The organism is Streptomyces sp. NPDC060049 (assembly GCF_042736715.1).
Classification (GTDB): Bacteria; Actinomycetota; Actinomycetes; order Streptomycetales; family Streptomycetaceae; genus Streptomyces.
The window spans coordinates 251,180-265,126 of the sequence record NZ_JBHWVV010000009.1 but is presented as its reverse complement, the minus strand read 5'-3'; the positions used below and the strand labels follow the sequence as shown (position 1 = coordinate 265,126).

The following is a 13,947-nucleotide window of genomic DNA, read 5'->3' as shown; positions in this document are numbered from 1 at the left end:
ACCGTCGGGCAGACCCCTCCCGTACTGACGGGGCCCCGCAGTCGCGCCACGGCGCCACCGGCCGAGCGTCAGCCGGTGGGCGCCGCCGCGCCGCCCAGGAACGCGCTCTCGTACGCCGCGTCGCCGATCGCCGCCCTGGCCTGGCGCTCGCCCTCGTCGCGCAGGGCCGTCAGCGAAGGCGAGCCCATCTGCGGCCGGCCCACCGTGCGCCACCAGGCGTGCCCCGTGCCCAGCAGGCGTGCCGCCAGTTCGCCGTCGCCCATGGCCGCCACCGCCGCCGCCAGCAGGTCGAGGCCGAGCGCGATCCCGAAGCGGTCGCCCAGCAGCCGTTTGCCCGACAGCATCGCCCGCGCGTGCCGCGCCGCCTCCCCGTGGTGGCCGAGCCCGAAGGCCGCGACGGCCAGGATGTAGTCCGCGTAGGCCCGCAGCCACCGCTCGCCGAGCTCCTCGCACGCCTCGCGCAGGCCCCGTGCCTCCAGCTCGGCCTCTTCGAAGCGTCCGAGGTCGCACAGGGCGTAGCCGCTGGCCAGCCGGCACAGGAGCCAGCCGGTGCCGGTCGGCCGACCGCCGTGGCCGCCGCGTGCCCGGGGTCCTGCGAGCACGAGCGCGCGTACGGGATCGCCCGGCATCAGCACCGCCACCGCGTGCAGGTACGCCGCCCGCAGCTCCGGCTCCGGGTCGGCCAGCGCGGCCGCCGCGGTGGTGCACCGCTCGCCGAGTACCTCGGCCGTGTCCAGATCGCCCTGGAGCAGCGCGGTGAGGCCGAGGGCCCACAGGGCCCGGGCGTGCGCGGCACCCGCGTGCGGGGCTCCGCGCAGGGCCCGTTCCAGGAAGGCCCGGCCCTCGTGGACGTGCCCGCACGAGAACCAGAAGAACCACAGGTCGCCGGCGGTCTCCAGGGCCGCCGTGGGATCCGAGCCGAGCAGGTGCTCCAGGGCGGTACGAAGCTGCGCGTGCTCGGTGGTCATCCTGCGGTACCAGTCCACCTGGCCGGGCCCCAGCCAGCCCCGCTCGGCGGCGTGCGAGAGCGCCGCGTACCAGTGGGCGTGCCGGTCGGCGAGGACCCGAACCTCCCCGAGCTCCGCCAGCCAGTCCTGGCCGTACTCGCGGATCGTGTCCAGCAGCCGGTAGCGGGCGCCCGTGCCCCGCTCGTGCGTGCACCGGACGACCGACTTGGAGACCAGTCCCGCGAGCACCCGCTCCACCCGTGACGCGGGCAGCGGGCCGCCCGAGCACACCGCGCGTGCGGCGGCGGCGTCGAAGTCCCCCGTGAACACCGAGAGCCGGGCCCACAGCAGCCGCTCGAGCGGCTCGCACAGTTCGTGGCTCCAGCCGATCGCCGTGCGCATGGTCTGGTGCCGGGGCAGCCGGTCGGCGGCGGTGTCCGAGAGGAGGTCGAAGCTGACGTCGAGCCGCCTCGCCATCTGCTCCAGGGTCCAGAGCCGCATCCGGGCGCCGGCCAGTTCGAGGGCGAGGGGGATCCCGTCCAGACGGCGGCAGACCTCGGCGGCCACGGCCACCCGGTCCGGGTCGGCGAAGGCGGCGTCGGCGTACGGGGTGGCGGCCAGCGCGCGGGCCCGGAAGAGGGCGAGGGCGTCGCTGTCGGGCCCGTCGCAGGGCAGCGGACTGATCTCGACCACGTTCTCGCCGGGGCAGCCGAGCGGCTCGCGGGAGGTGATCAGTACCGTCAACCCGGGCGCGGACTGCAGGAGTTCACCCACGAGGTGGCGGCAGGCGGCCACCAGGTGCTCGCAGGTGTCGAGGACGATCAGCAGTTCCTTGTCGGCCATCCACGCGCAGAGTTCCTCGTCGAGGGGCTGCCGGGACTGGTAGGCGAGCCCGACGGCGTGCGCGACGGTCGCGGTGAGCAACTCGGCGTCCCGCAGCGGGGAGAGGGGCACCCACCAGATTCCGTCGCGCCGGCCCTGGTGGGGATCCGCGGTGGCGCGCAGGGCCACCCTGGACTTGCCGACGCCTCCGACGCCGGTGAGCGTGACGAGCCGCTGCGCGCGCAGCATGTCGTTCAACAGGGCGAGTTCACGCTCGCGGCCCACGAAGCTCGCCGTCTCCGGCGGCAGGTTTCCCGGCACGGCGCCAGAGTCTGGCTCAGGGGCGCCGCCCGCGGGATCTGCCTGATTGTTGTTGACCGAGTACTCACCGAACACGAATGTATTGTGCGTGATCTTCTTTCCGCGCAGTGCCGTTCAGGTCAGATCGAAGGGATGGGTTCCGGTCGGAGGGTGCGGCCGTGGACGGGAGTTCAGGGGGTGAGGACCACGCGCCGCTCGGCGGAGAAGGCCCCCCAGTTGCCGTCGGGCAGTCGTGCCCGCAGTTTCACCGTCCATACGGTGCCGGGCGGTTCGGCGACCGCGAGCCGGTGCTCGGCCCGGCCGGCAGGGACGGCCCCCGCGCCGAACTGGATGACGGTGGTGGGGCGTCCGTTGACGTAGAGCTCGTACTCGGTGGTGTCCCGGCCGGTCCGCGGAGCGGTCCAGGAGAGGTTGACCGCGCCCGGCGAGGCGGCCGCCGTGAGCTCGGCGGGAGCGGTGTCCGGGCGCTGCCCGGGTCCGGCCGGGGTCGTCACGTCCACCGCCGGGCCGTCGGGGGAGGAGTTGTCCGCGCCGTCCCGGGCCCGGACCGTGAAGGTGTAGGCGGTGTCGGGCTGGAGGCCCGCCAGGGTGGTCCCGGTGCTGCCCGGGCCGGCCGTGTGGATCCGGGCGTCGCCCTGGTAGACGTCGTACGCGGTGACCCCGGTGTCGTCGGTCGCCGGGCCCCACGTCAGATCGGCGGTCGTGGGTCCCAGCGCGCGGCCGGCCGTGCCCGTCGGGGCGGTGGGCGCCCGGTGGTCCTCGGCCCCGGCGGCGGGGGTGGTCGCCGAGACGGCCGTGCTGGGCGCGGAGGTGTTCCCGGCGGTGTCCCGGGCCCGGACCGTGAAGGCGTAAGCCGTCAGCGGGGTGAGTCCGGTGATGTCCACCATCGTCTTGTCCGCGGGGAGTTCGCGGACCAGGTGGTCCGACTGGAAGACCACGAACGCGGCCACCCCGTCGTCGGGCGCGGGCGACTGCCACATGACGTGGACCGATGAGGCGCTGGACGCCTGGGCGGTGAGCCCACCGGGAGCCGGTGGGGGCGTGGTGTCGGCCGCGGAGCACGCGGCCAGGGTGGCCACCGCGAGGGCGAAGGCCAGGGCGGGCGCCGCCCGGCGGCCGGACGGCGGGCGGACGGGGCGGGGCGCGGGGCCCGGTGCGGGATCGTGCACGGCGGAGCCCCTCTTTTCGGCTGCTCGGAAAGGTCTAGACATATATGGCATGCCGTGGGGCGGGCGGGCAAGAGCCGCGCACGGACCTCTGGAGCGGACGGACGGTCCGCCGGGGGGAGATCGTCAAGGACCGGACACCGGTCACGGACGGTCAACACCCGTTTGGCGGACGCCTGTTTCGCTCGAAGGGCCCTCCTCCTGCGCCACCATGGCGCCGCGTAAGGAGGTGTTCCGATGGTGATCTCCCTCTCCGTCGTCGTCCTGCTCCTCGTCCTCGCGTGGATCTTCATGCGCGGCGGCGGCCTCAAGGTGTCCCACGCGCTCGTCTGCGTCCTGCTCGGCTTCTACCTCGCGAGCAGCAGCCTGGCGACGACCATCCACAACGGCGTCTCGGCCACGGCGAACGTGGTCGGAGGGTTCACGCCGTAGGCGTACCGACCGGCGCACGGTGAGCGGCTGTTGCGCCTTCGTGAATCATCCGGCTCCTCCATGGACTCCTCGGGCGGCGCGACCTAGCGTCTGGCGGCGGCGCGACGTGATGCGCGATGTCAAGAGAACCGAGGACGAAGGAGGAAGTCCGGATGTTCCGAAGAGCGTTGAACTGCGCCGTGGTGCCGGCCCTCGTCGCCTTCGCGGCGGTGCACGGGATCACCCCGGCCGCCGCCGAGGAGATACCCCTGGCCCCGGGCCACCGCCTGGTCGGCCACTACGAGGGCGGACCCGCCGTGGCCCTGCCGCTGCCCGGCGAGGCCCCGCCGCAGCACCCGTTCCTCGCGCCCAACGGCCGCAGCGGCATGCACTCCGACGCGGCCGGCAGCGCCACCTCGCCCTGGTCCGGGCCGCTCGGCAAGGACCCGCGAGTGACCAGCCGGAAGATCGCCGCCCTCGGCGGCGAGTGCGCCACCGCCACCTTCGACTCGGCCGGCCGGCTGGTCACCGTGTGCGGCACCTTCGGCGGCTTCAAGGTCAAGCTCCTCGAACCCCGTACGCTCGCCACGCTCGCGGAATACCAGCTCCCGCAGCGTTCCTCGACGGTCCAGGCGATCACCTCGCTGGACTTCTCGAAGATCTTCAAGGACACGTCGGGCGGCGCCTACTTCTACCTGGACGACCAGGACCGGGCGGTGCTGGCCGACTCCCGCCAGCACATCCTGCGCCTCTCGCACGTCCGGAGCCCGGACGGCGGCTGGCGGTTCGAGGTCGACGACGACTGGGACCTGACCGGACTGGTCCCGCACGACTGCGTCGACTGGACCAACCTGTGGCCCAGCGGGACCTGTGACCCGGTCACCTCGGTGATGCCCGACTGGGAGGGCCGCATCTGGTGGGTCACCCGGCAGGGCCGCGTCGGCACCGTGGACCCGGCGACCTCGGTGGTCCGCTCGGTCCGGCTGGCGGGCGAGGAGATCCAGAACTCCTTCTCGGTCGCCGAGGACGGCGTCTCCATCGTCACCGACCACGCGCTCTACGGCTTCCGTGCCGCCGCCGACGGCACCCCCGTCGCCCAGTGGCGCCAGACGTACGACCGGGGGACGGGCACCAAGCCCGGCTCCGTGAACCAGGGTTCGGGCACGACCCCGGACCTCTTCGGCGACGGCTACGTCGCGATCACCGACAACGCCGACGACCGGATGAACGTCCTGGTCTACAGGCGGGGTGCGGACGTGCCCGCCGACCGGCGCCTGGTGTGCAAGGTCCCCGTCTTCGGTCCGGGAGCCTCGACCACCGACAACTCGCTGATCACCTGGGGCAACAGCATCGTCGTGGAGAACAACTACGGCTACGAGAACGTCACTTCGCTGGTCCTGGGCAAGTCGGTCGTCGGTGGGGTCGCCCGGATCGACGTCCGCGCCGACGGCAGCGGCTGCGACACGGTCTGGCAGAGCGCGATCCGCTCGCCGTCCGTCGTCCCGAAGCTCTCCACCGCCAACGGGCTGCTCTACTTCTACGAGAAGGAGCCCAGCGCCTGGGGCATCGACGCCTGGTACCTCACGGCGGTCGACTTCCGCACCGGCGAGCGCCGCTGGCGGCAGCTGACCGGCACGGGTCCGCTGTACGACAACAACTGGGCGCCGATCACCCTCGGGCCCGACGGGACCGCCTACGTCGGCGTCTTCAACGGCATCGTCGCGGTCCGCGACGGCGGCTGAGCCGCGCCGCCCGGGTGGGACGGGGGTGCCGGGGGCGTCAGCTCACCTGGAGGGTGACGTCGTCCACGACGAAGGACGTCTGGAGGGAGGGGTCCTCCACGCCCTGGAACTTCAGCGTGACCGTCTGGCCGGCGAACCGGGAGACGTCGTACGTCTTGAGCTGGTAGCCGGAGGCCGCGTTCACGTTGGACAGGGTCTCCAGCGTCTGGCCGCCCACCGAGACCGTGAACTTGTCGTAGACGGTGTTCTCGGTCTCGTCGGTGTCGATGTGCAGGTAGAAGCCGAGCTGGTAGGAGGTGCAGCCGGTCGGGATGGTCACCGACTGCGAGGCACTGTCCGTGTGGGTCTGGCCGTAGCCGTCCAGCCAGGCCTTGTACGAGCCCCCGTGCGGGGTCTGGCCGGCCTGGTTGGTGATGACGCCCGAGGTGGCCGTCCACGGGCTGCTGCCGCTTTCGAAGCCGCCGTTGGCGATGAGCTGGCGGGCGGTGCAGGTGCCGCCGCCGCCCCCGACGGTCAGGGTGTAGGTGGTGGCGTGGCTGACCGTGCCGGTGCCGGTGACCGTCAGGGTGTAGGTGCCGGGCGCGGCGCCGGCGCCTACCTGTACGGAGAGCGTGGAGGAGCTGCCCGACTGGACGGAGGTGGGGCTGAGCGTCGCGGTCACGCCGGTGGGCGCGCCGGTGACCGACAGGGCGACGTTCTGGGCGGCGCCGCTCACGGTGGCGGTGTTGACGGTGGAGGTGACGCTGCCGCCCGGGTTCGCAGTGCCCGAGGCCGGGGAGGTGCTGATCGAGAAGTCCTGCGCCGGGGTGGTCCCGCCGACGGCCTGGTTCCAGATCGTGTAGGCGACGCCGTCGGCGCTGCGGTCCAGGACCGTCGGGCTGATGTTGTTCGTGGTGTCGCAGGAGCTGTGGTAGCAGGAGTCGTACGCCGCGTTCGCGGTGCCGCCCCACTTCGCGGCCTGCGCCGAGGTCTTGCGGGCGCTGGCACCGGCCGCGTAGCCGGAGGTGGGGATGCCGCCCTGCTGGAAGGAGTAGTCGTCACTGCGGCCCTGGCCCTCGGTGTTCTCCTCGGGAGCGAGGTTCAGCGAGGTCCAGTAGGCCTTGAGCGGAGCGGCGGCGGTGGAGTTGACGTTGTTGATGAAGTAGCCGCCGTTGGTCGAGCCGACCATGTCGAAGTTGTAGTAGGCCTTGATGGCCGACTTCTGAGTGCTGCTGAGCTGGTTGACGTAGAACTCGGAGCCGTTGAGGCCCTGCTCCTCGTCCGTCCACCAGGCGAAGCGCACGTGCTTGGTCATCGTCGGGTTCTTTTGGGCGAGGACCAGCGCGTTCTCCAGCAGGGTCGAGGAGCCGGAGCCGTTGTCGTTGATGCCCGGGCCCGCCGAGACGCTGTCGAGGTGTGCGCCGAACATGACCGTCTGGTCGGCGGGGCCGCCGGGCCAGTCCGCGATCAGGTTGTTCGACGGGTAGGTGCACGAGGTGCAGTTCTGCTCGGTGACCGTGTAGCCGGCGGCCTGCAGCTTGCCCTTGACGTACGCCACGGACTGGGTGTAACCGGCGCTGCCCGCACGGCGGTGGCCGCCGTTCTGCGAGGCGATCGTGTTCAGCTGGGTCAGGTGCGCCTGGACGGCCGCAACGTCGATGTTCGGTGCGCCGGGGTTGGGCGTGGTGCCGCCGACGGTCAGCGAGTAGTCGACCGTGTGCGAGAGGCTGGTGCCCTGGCCCTTGACGACGACCGTGGACGGCCCGGGAGCCGCGTTGGCCGAGGCCGAGAGGGTCAGCGTCGAGGACTGGCCGGCCGTGACGGTGGCCGGGCTGAAGGAGGCGGTGACCCCGGCCGGCAGGCCGGACGCGGTGAGGGTCACCTGCTGGGCCGTGCCGGTGGAGACCGCGGTGGCCACGGTGGTGGTCACCGACGCGCCCTGCTGGACGGTTCCCGAGGCCGGGTTCAGCGCGAGGGAGAAGTCGTTGTTCTGGCCGCTCGGGGTACAGGTCGGGTCACCGGACTGCGCGGGCACGCTGATGGCGTCCCAGGCGGCCTTGGTCTTGGTGAAGAGGTTGCAGGTCGTGGGGTCCAGCGACTTGGCGGAACTCAGTGTCGCCGTCCGGTACTTCTTGTAGGACATGCTGGAGGTCTTCAGCAGCATGCCGCCGTAGAAGATCTTGCCGGCGTTCTGCGCGCCCACACCGGTCAGCGAGGTCTGGTTGCAGGTGCTGCTGTTCGGCTTGCCGCCGCCCGGGCTGGTGCCCTCGGCGAGCAGGTAGAACCAGTGGTTCAGCGGGCCGGCCGCGGCGTGCACCTCGGTGCCAGGTATCGAGGAGCTGTAGCAGGAAGGGTCGTTGTTGACGGCCGCCGGGTTGTACATGTTGCGGATCGGACCGGTTCCCACGAGGTTGACCGTCTCGCCGACGAGGTAGTCCGGGGTGTCGTAGGGGGACGGCTGGTTGATGTAGGCCTCGGTCAGCGCGCCGAAGATGTCACCGGTGGCCTCGCCGAGCCCGGACTCCTGGCCGCTGGTGCCGCCGGGGGTGTTGGAGTCGATGGCGTGCCCGTACTCGTGGGCCACCACGTCCACGGACGCGATCCACTCGTTGGCCTGGTTGTGCCCGATGGTGACCGAGCTGCCGTCCCAGTAGGCGTTGAGGTCGCCGAGCCCGACCTTGCCCGGGAAGCTGCGGCCGCTGCCGTTGACGCCGTTGCGGCCGAGCCACTGGCTCAGCATGTCCCACTGCTTCTGCGCGGCGAACATGAGGTCCGTGCAACCGGTCTCCTTGGAGGTCGGGTTGCCGGTGCCCCAGGAGTCCGAGGACTTCGAGAAGACGGTGCCCGAGCTGTAGTCGGCGCAGCTCAGACCGGTGCGGTTGGGGTCGCGCAGGGAGTACGTGGAACCGGACGCGGTGGTGTCGATGGTCAGCGGGTTCGGGCCGTTCCACTTGCTGTTGCCGGTGCCCGCGACCACCTCGTCGAAGCGGTCGACGACCTTGCCGGTGCGGGCGTCCACGAACACGTGGAGCTTGCTGGGCGCCGTAGCGGTCCTGCCGATGAGCACGGTCTCCCAGGACAGCACCGGCTTGTCGTCCTTGAGCCTGACCACGAGCCGGCTGCTCTGTACCTGGTCGGTCTTGACCAGCTCGCCCCGCGAGGTGGTCTCGGCGGTCTTGGCGCTCACGGTGGGCGTGGTCGCCACGTCGATCACCGTGGAGGAAGCCGACTGGAGGGCGCGTACCCGCCCTTCGCCGTCGGCGAGGACGACCGCGTCGCCGCCGACGACCGGCAGGCCGCGGTAGCTGCGCTCGTAGGCGACCGAGTACAGGTCCTGCACCCAGGGGGTGACGAGGCGCCGGTCGTACTGCTGCTCGGGAGAGTTGACCAGGGTGTCGAGTCCGCTGCGCACGGCGGCGTCCGCCGCGGCGACCGCCCGTTCGGCGGACTTGCTCTGGCCGGGGGCGGGATCCGCCTGCTGCGTGGCGGAGGCCGTGCCGGCCAGCGTGCCCGCGAGGCCCGTGGTCAGCACCATGGCCGCGATGGCGGCCATCCATCTGGTGGGCTGCAAGAGTCCACTCCGATCGTCTGTGGGGGGTGGGGATGAGGCGCGGAGATCTGGCTGTTCGCGGCCGAGTATGGACGTGTCCATGACGAGATCGGGACATCTCTGCACGCATAAGACCGGCGTTATGGTGTCGCCGCATGACGCTGCGTAAGCTGCTGGAATGCAGCTGGAGTTGAGACATCTGCAAGCCGTCTGCCAGATAGCGGAAACGGGCAGCCTGGGTGGTGCGGCGCGGAGGCTCGGGGTCTCACAGCCGGCGCTCTCCGCGCAACTGCGCAGGATCGAGCGGGTCACCGGCGGCGAACTCTTCGTCCGGGGCCGGCGAGGGGTCGAGCCCACCCCCCTGGGCCAGTTCGTCCTCGCGAAAGCCCGCCGCGTGCTCAGCGAGATGGACGACCTGGGCGCCGAGACCCGCGCCCGGACGGCAGGCGCCCCGCTGCGCCTGGGCTGCATCCTGCTCGTGCTCGTCGACGGCCTGATCGCGCAGCAGGACCTGGTCCTGTCCGGCAGGGAGATCACCGTGGACCTGGAGGACTCGGTGACGGCCCTGGTGCGGATGCTCGGCGCAGGCCGCTACGACGTCATCGTGTACGGCGAGGTCAACGACCACGAGGTCCCGCTGCCCGGAGGGGTGCTGGCCCGGACCCTGGTCCCGAAGGAACCGTTCTGCATCCGGATGTCCGCACGCCACCCGCTGGCCCGGCTGGAGGCCCTGGACCTCGCCGACCTCGCCGCGGACCCGTGGATGACGCTGGTGGAGGACGACGACGGCGGTCCCGAGGCGCTGATCGAGGCCTGTGCCAAAGCCGGCTTCGCCCCCTCGCTGCGCTACCGGATCACCGACCGGATGATGCAGTACGACCTGATCTCCGCCGGCCGGGCCGTCTCCCTGTGCCAGCCCACCGCGCCGGCCGTGGCGGGCACGGTGATCCGCCCCCTGATCGGCGCGCCCATCATGGGGCGGATCCGCCTCGCCTGGAACCGCTCGACGGTCTCGGCCCGGCAGGCGGACCTCTTCTACCGCTCGGCGGCCTGCGCGTACCTGGCCAACGTGGACAACAACCCCTTCCACCGGGCCTGGTGGGACGAGCACCCGGAAGTCCACCCGGCCCTGGACTGACCGCCTCGCGCCGCCGGCCGCCAACAGGATTTGTCGCGTGTCGACATGCGGGACGGTCAGCTCGGCCGGACGAGTCCCGCCACGTGGTCGGTCACCATGTCGAGGATCTCGGCGGCGGCCTTGTCGTCGCCCAGGACCAGGAAGTTCAGCGTCACCCCGTCGGTCATGGCCGCCAGGTAGCGGGCCAGCACGCTCACCGGCACGCTCAGCTCGAACGGCGAGATCCGGCGCAGCTCCTCGATCAGCTCGGCGTAGGTCTCGCAGTACAACTCGTACTGCCGGCGCGCCAGATGTCCGAACTCGGGCTGGCGCAGCGCGTACTGGGTGAGCTCGTAGGTGAGCATGTGCGCGCCGGGGCTGGCCGCCACGTGGTCCCAGTAGGCCTGGAAGCCGGCCCGGATGGTCTCCCGCAGCGTCGCCTTGGGCTGGATCGCCGCCTTCACGATCGTGACGTAGTGGGCGGTGATCGTTTCGATGACCGACTCCAGCAGCGCCTGCTTGGAGTCGAAGCAGTAGTGGAAGACGCTCAGGGACACGCCCGCCTCGGCGGCGATGGACCGGGTCGTGGTCCGCGGCACCCCGTCGCGGGCCATCGCGCGGATGGCCGCCTCCGTCAGCTGCGCACGCCGGTCGGTCAGCGGCATCCGTGCCATGTACGGGTTCCCCTTCGCTCTGGTGCTGCCCCGAGGGGGCGTGCGGGAGACGAATCCTCCCGGACGCCCCCTCGGCGCCGTCAGCTGCTGTATACGCCGACTTCGTACAGGGAGTAACCCCATTGCGTCCCGCGTCCCGTTCCGTGGACGCGCACGTACCGGGCCGGGACCCCCGCGAACCGCGCCGTGTCCAGACCCCCGTCACCGGTGGTCGTGGACCAGGCCGTCTGCCAGGCCGCCCCGTCCGTGGAGACCTCGATGCGGTACGCCTTGCCGTACGCGCGTTCCCAGTCGAGCGTGACCCTCTTGACCAGGTTCTCGGAACCGAGGTCGAACTGGACCCACTGGTCGTCGCTCCAGTCGCTCGCCCAGCGGCTGCCCTTGTCGCCGTCCACGGCCTGACCGGGCGCGTAGCTGACGAACGGGTTCCACTCGGAGGCGCTCGCGGAGGCGGCGGTGCGCGCCGCGAGGTTCACTCCGGCCTTGTGCTGCTCGGAGGAGCCCCAGGTGCGCAGGTAGGACTCGGCGCCCTTGAACAGGTCGTCGACCACGCCCTGCCCGCCGACGAGCCGGATGTCCTCGATCCAGTCCGGGACCAGGCCGTAGTGCGAGGCGCCGTCGGTGTTGAGGTCCCACGTGCGCTGGCCGGTGGTCTGCTTGTCGATGACGGATCCGCCGTCGGTGCTGCGGAAGGGGTAGGTGACCGGGGTCGGCGCTCCCGCGCCGCGCGGGCCGGGCCAGCCGCCGACGCCGTTCATGTCGGTGCCGTAGCCGTAGCCGACGTTGTACTTCTCGCGCAGCGCGTCCGTCCGCTTGGCCTCCGCGCTGAACCCCTCGGAGCCGCTCATGTACTGGGCCGCGAAACCGCCGAGCTTGTAGAGCCGCTCGGTCCAGCCGAGGTCCATCCAGCTGTGCGAGGAGATCACGCCCGGGTACGACTCGGACTCCAGGATGTCGAAGGCCTGGCCGGCGGCCTTCACGCTCATGTGGTCGAGCTCGAGCATCATCTTGCGCTTCATCATGCCGCGCACCGCGTAGTCGCCGAGTTCGGTGAGGCCGCGGGTGTTGCACTGGGCGCCCGCGGCGTAGGAGGGCACCGTCACTCCGGCCGGCAGCTCCTTCTCCGCCGAGACCGCCGGGGCCAGGCCGATGGGGTTGTCGTGCTGCGGGCCGGCGCACTCCTCGGTCTTCCAGAAGGTGCCGGTCGACAGGAACTGCCCGACGTTGATGGCCGTTCCCAGGGCGCCCTGATCGAAGCGGACCCCGCACAGGGCGTTGTCGAACTTGTGGCACAGGAACATGCTGCGCACGCCGAGCCCGTACAGCTCGTCGAGGCCGCGGTCGATGTCCTGCTTGCTGCACTGCCCGATGTCCAGGATCTGCTTGCAGCCGAAGGGCTCGGAGGTCTCGACGCCGAGGACCACGGCGAGCTTGCCCTGCTTGACGACCTCACGGGCCTGCGCGGAGTCGGTGACGATGCGGAACCACCCCTTGCCGGGGCCGCCGTACATCTTGTCGACGAAGGCCTGCATGTCGTAGCTCTTCTTCGCCTCCAGACGGATGGCGGTCATCTCGTCGCAGCTGCGGTCCTTGAAGAAGTAGACCGAGCAGATCACGCCGTTGGTGACGAGGTCGTTGACGAGGACGCGCTGGCCGCCGCGCCAGGCCCGCTCGATCCAGGCGTAGTAGTTCTGCTGGTGGGTCAGCGAGTCGTGGGCGGGCCAGTCCTTGAAGGTGGGCCAGCCGTCGGGGTCGTGCTTGCCGTCACCGCCCTTGGTGACGAAGTCGAAGATCGCCAGGCTGCCGTCGGGGTAGTGCTCCGGGCAGTCCTTGAGCGCGTCGGCCACCCCGAGGTCGGAGAACGGCTTGCCGCAGATCAGCCGGCCGCCGAAGCCCTCGTTGGACATGATGTGGTCGTGGGCGTCCACGAAGCCCCGTACGTTGCCCTGGGCGTCGGTGCCCTTGAAGGGCTCGCCGCTCACGTTGACCTGGGAATCGGGCGCGGGGCGTGCGGAGGGGTTCCACCAGCCCTCGTCGGCGGCCGCGCCCGGGACGGGGCCGAGCGCCATGGCCAGAAGGCCGAAGAGCATCGAAAGTATCGCGAGGGGCCTGGCGGGCCCGCGCCTTCGCTGTGGTGGTGATTGCGTCTCTCGGCTCATGGCCACTACTCACGTCCTCGGTCGGCACAGGGCGCGGTCGAGGACACGACCCCCGGGACATCCGCCCGGTGGTCGATTGTCATGTCCCGCGCAATCGTTGCGTCGAGAATCGCTACTGCCGGGTACAGAGTCAAGAGTCCGGGTCAAATGACCTGATGGTTCGTCACCCTACGCCTCCCGGGCGCCTTGCGGGGAGCTTTCGACGCGGGCCGCGCGCCCGGTCAGCGGGCCGCCGCGGAACGGGCGTAGCGCCCCGGGGTGGTGCCCACCATGCGCTTGAAGTGCCGGGTGAAATGGGATTGGTCGTAGAAGCCCGCCTCGACCGCCGTCTCGGCAGGCGGCCGGCCGTCGAGGAGCAGTCGGCGGGCCAGGGCGACGCGGCGCGAGACGACGTACTGGTGCGGGGCGATGCCGAAGGTGCCGCTGAAGGCGCGCACGAGATGGGCGGGGTGTGCCCGGAGCAGGCCCGCCGCTTCCTCCAGGGAGACGCCCTCGACCGTCCGTTCGTCGAGGAGTTCGCGCAGGCTCCGGGCGACGCCGGCGCCGAGCGGTGCGGCGGGCGCGTCCGGAAGGATCAGGCCGGGCCGCAGGAGGGTGCGCAGCCGGTCGCCGATCAGGGCCAGTCGGCTCTCCGCCTCGAACTCGTCGCCCGCGGTCGCCAGGACCCGGTGGAGGTGGCCGACGCGGTCGCGCAGTACGGGATCGGCGAAATCGGGCCCGTCCACGGCGGCCCCGATGAGACGCTCGTCCAGCTGTGTCGTGTCGAGGTAGAGCACGCGCTTGCGGAAACCGTGCGGGGTGGCGGGCGACCCGTTGTGCGGGACCTGGGGCGGGAGCAGGCTCACCGTGTCGCGCGGGGTGCCGCGCTCGTGGCGGTCGAGGTCGTAGCGGATGACTCCGTCGTCGACGATCACCAGCGCCCACGCGTCGTGGACGTGCATGGGGTAGGCGTGCGCGGTGAAGTGGGCGTGGAAGACCTCGACCACCCCCGCGACCCGGGGGCGCCAGGCGGATACCTCCTGCTGGGGCTTCACGCAAAGAACGTACAAGATCGTGAAA

Annotated in this window: 9 protein-coding genes; 3 read left to right on the top strand and 6 right to left on the bottom strand. The window is 71.3% G+C overall.

From position 1 onward, the window contains the following. Positions 1-68: 68 nt before the first annotated feature. Positions 69-2,090 carry an ATP-binding protein gene (locus ACFWBY_RS19180; protein WP_385338729.1) on the bottom strand — a complete coding sequence of 674 codons (2,022 nt, stop codon included), beginning with the start codon at positions 2,088-2,090 and terminating at the stop codon, positions 69-71. Positions 2,091-2,260: 170 nt separating this feature from the next. Next, positions 2,261-3,259 (bottom strand): fibronectin type III domain-containing protein, encoded by a 999-nt coding sequence (locus ACFWBY_RS19175; RefSeq protein WP_385338732.1) that lies wholly within the window; start codon positions 3,257-3,259, stop codon positions 2,261-2,263. 234 nt (positions 3,260-3,493) lie between these two features. Here ACFWBY_RS19175 and ACFWBY_RS19170 point away from each other — a divergent pair, with 234 nt between their 5' ends. Together ACFWBY_RS19170 and ACFWBY_RS19165 are read left to right on the top strand one after the other, a co-directional pair. Beyond that, the gene (locus ACFWBY_RS19170; RefSeq protein ID WP_385338735.1) at positions 3,494-3,688 is read left to right on the top strand and encodes a hypothetical protein; all 195 of its coding nucleotides are present in this window, start codon (positions 3,494-3,496) and stop codon (positions 3,686-3,688) included. 152 nt (positions 3,689-3,840) lie between these two features. Beyond that, positions 3,841-5,409 carry a hypothetical protein gene (locus ACFWBY_RS19165; protein WP_385338738.1) on the top strand — a complete coding sequence of 523 codons (1,569 nt, stop codon included), beginning with the start codon at positions 3,841-3,843 and terminating at the stop codon, positions 5,407-5,409. 37 nt (positions 5,410-5,446) lie between these two features. Here ACFWBY_RS19165 and ACFWBY_RS19160 read toward each other — a convergent pair whose 3' ends face one another. Then, positions 5,447-8,941, bottom strand: a complete 3,495-nt coding sequence (locus ACFWBY_RS19160) for a M28 family peptidase (RefSeq protein WP_385338757.1) — start codon at positions 8,939-8,941, stop codon at positions 5,447-5,449. Positions 8,942-9,116: 175 nt separating this feature from the next. Between ACFWBY_RS19160 and ACFWBY_RS19155 the strand changes: the two genes are divergently transcribed. After that, entirely contained in the window at positions 9,117-10,076 is a 960-nt protein-coding gene (locus ACFWBY_RS19155; RefSeq protein WP_385338740.1) for a LysR family transcriptional regulator, read from the top strand. A gap of 56 nt (positions 10,077-10,132) precedes the next feature. Here the strand turns inward: ACFWBY_RS19155 and ACFWBY_RS19150 are convergent, their stop codons facing one another. From ACFWBY_RS19150 to ACFWBY_RS19140, 3 genes are all read right to left on the bottom strand, one after another. Further along, positions 10,133-10,729 (bottom strand): TetR/AcrR family transcriptional regulator, encoded by a 597-nt coding sequence (locus ACFWBY_RS19150; RefSeq protein WP_385338743.1) that lies wholly within the window; start codon positions 10,727-10,729, stop codon positions 10,133-10,135. 80 nt (positions 10,730-10,809) lie between these two features. Further along, on the bottom strand, positions 10,810-12,819 hold the full coding sequence (locus tag ACFWBY_RS19145; RefSeq protein ID WP_385338746.1) for a discoidin domain-containing protein: 2,010 nt from the start codon (positions 12,817-12,819) through the stop codon (positions 10,810-10,812). A gap of 290 nt (positions 12,820-13,109) precedes the next feature. After that, on the bottom strand, positions 13,110-13,922 hold the full coding sequence (locus ACFWBY_RS19140; RefSeq protein ID WP_385338749.1) for a helix-turn-helix domain-containing protein: 813 nt from the start codon (positions 13,920-13,922) through the stop codon (positions 13,110-13,112). Between the last annotated feature and the right edge of the window lie 25 nt (positions 13,923-13,947).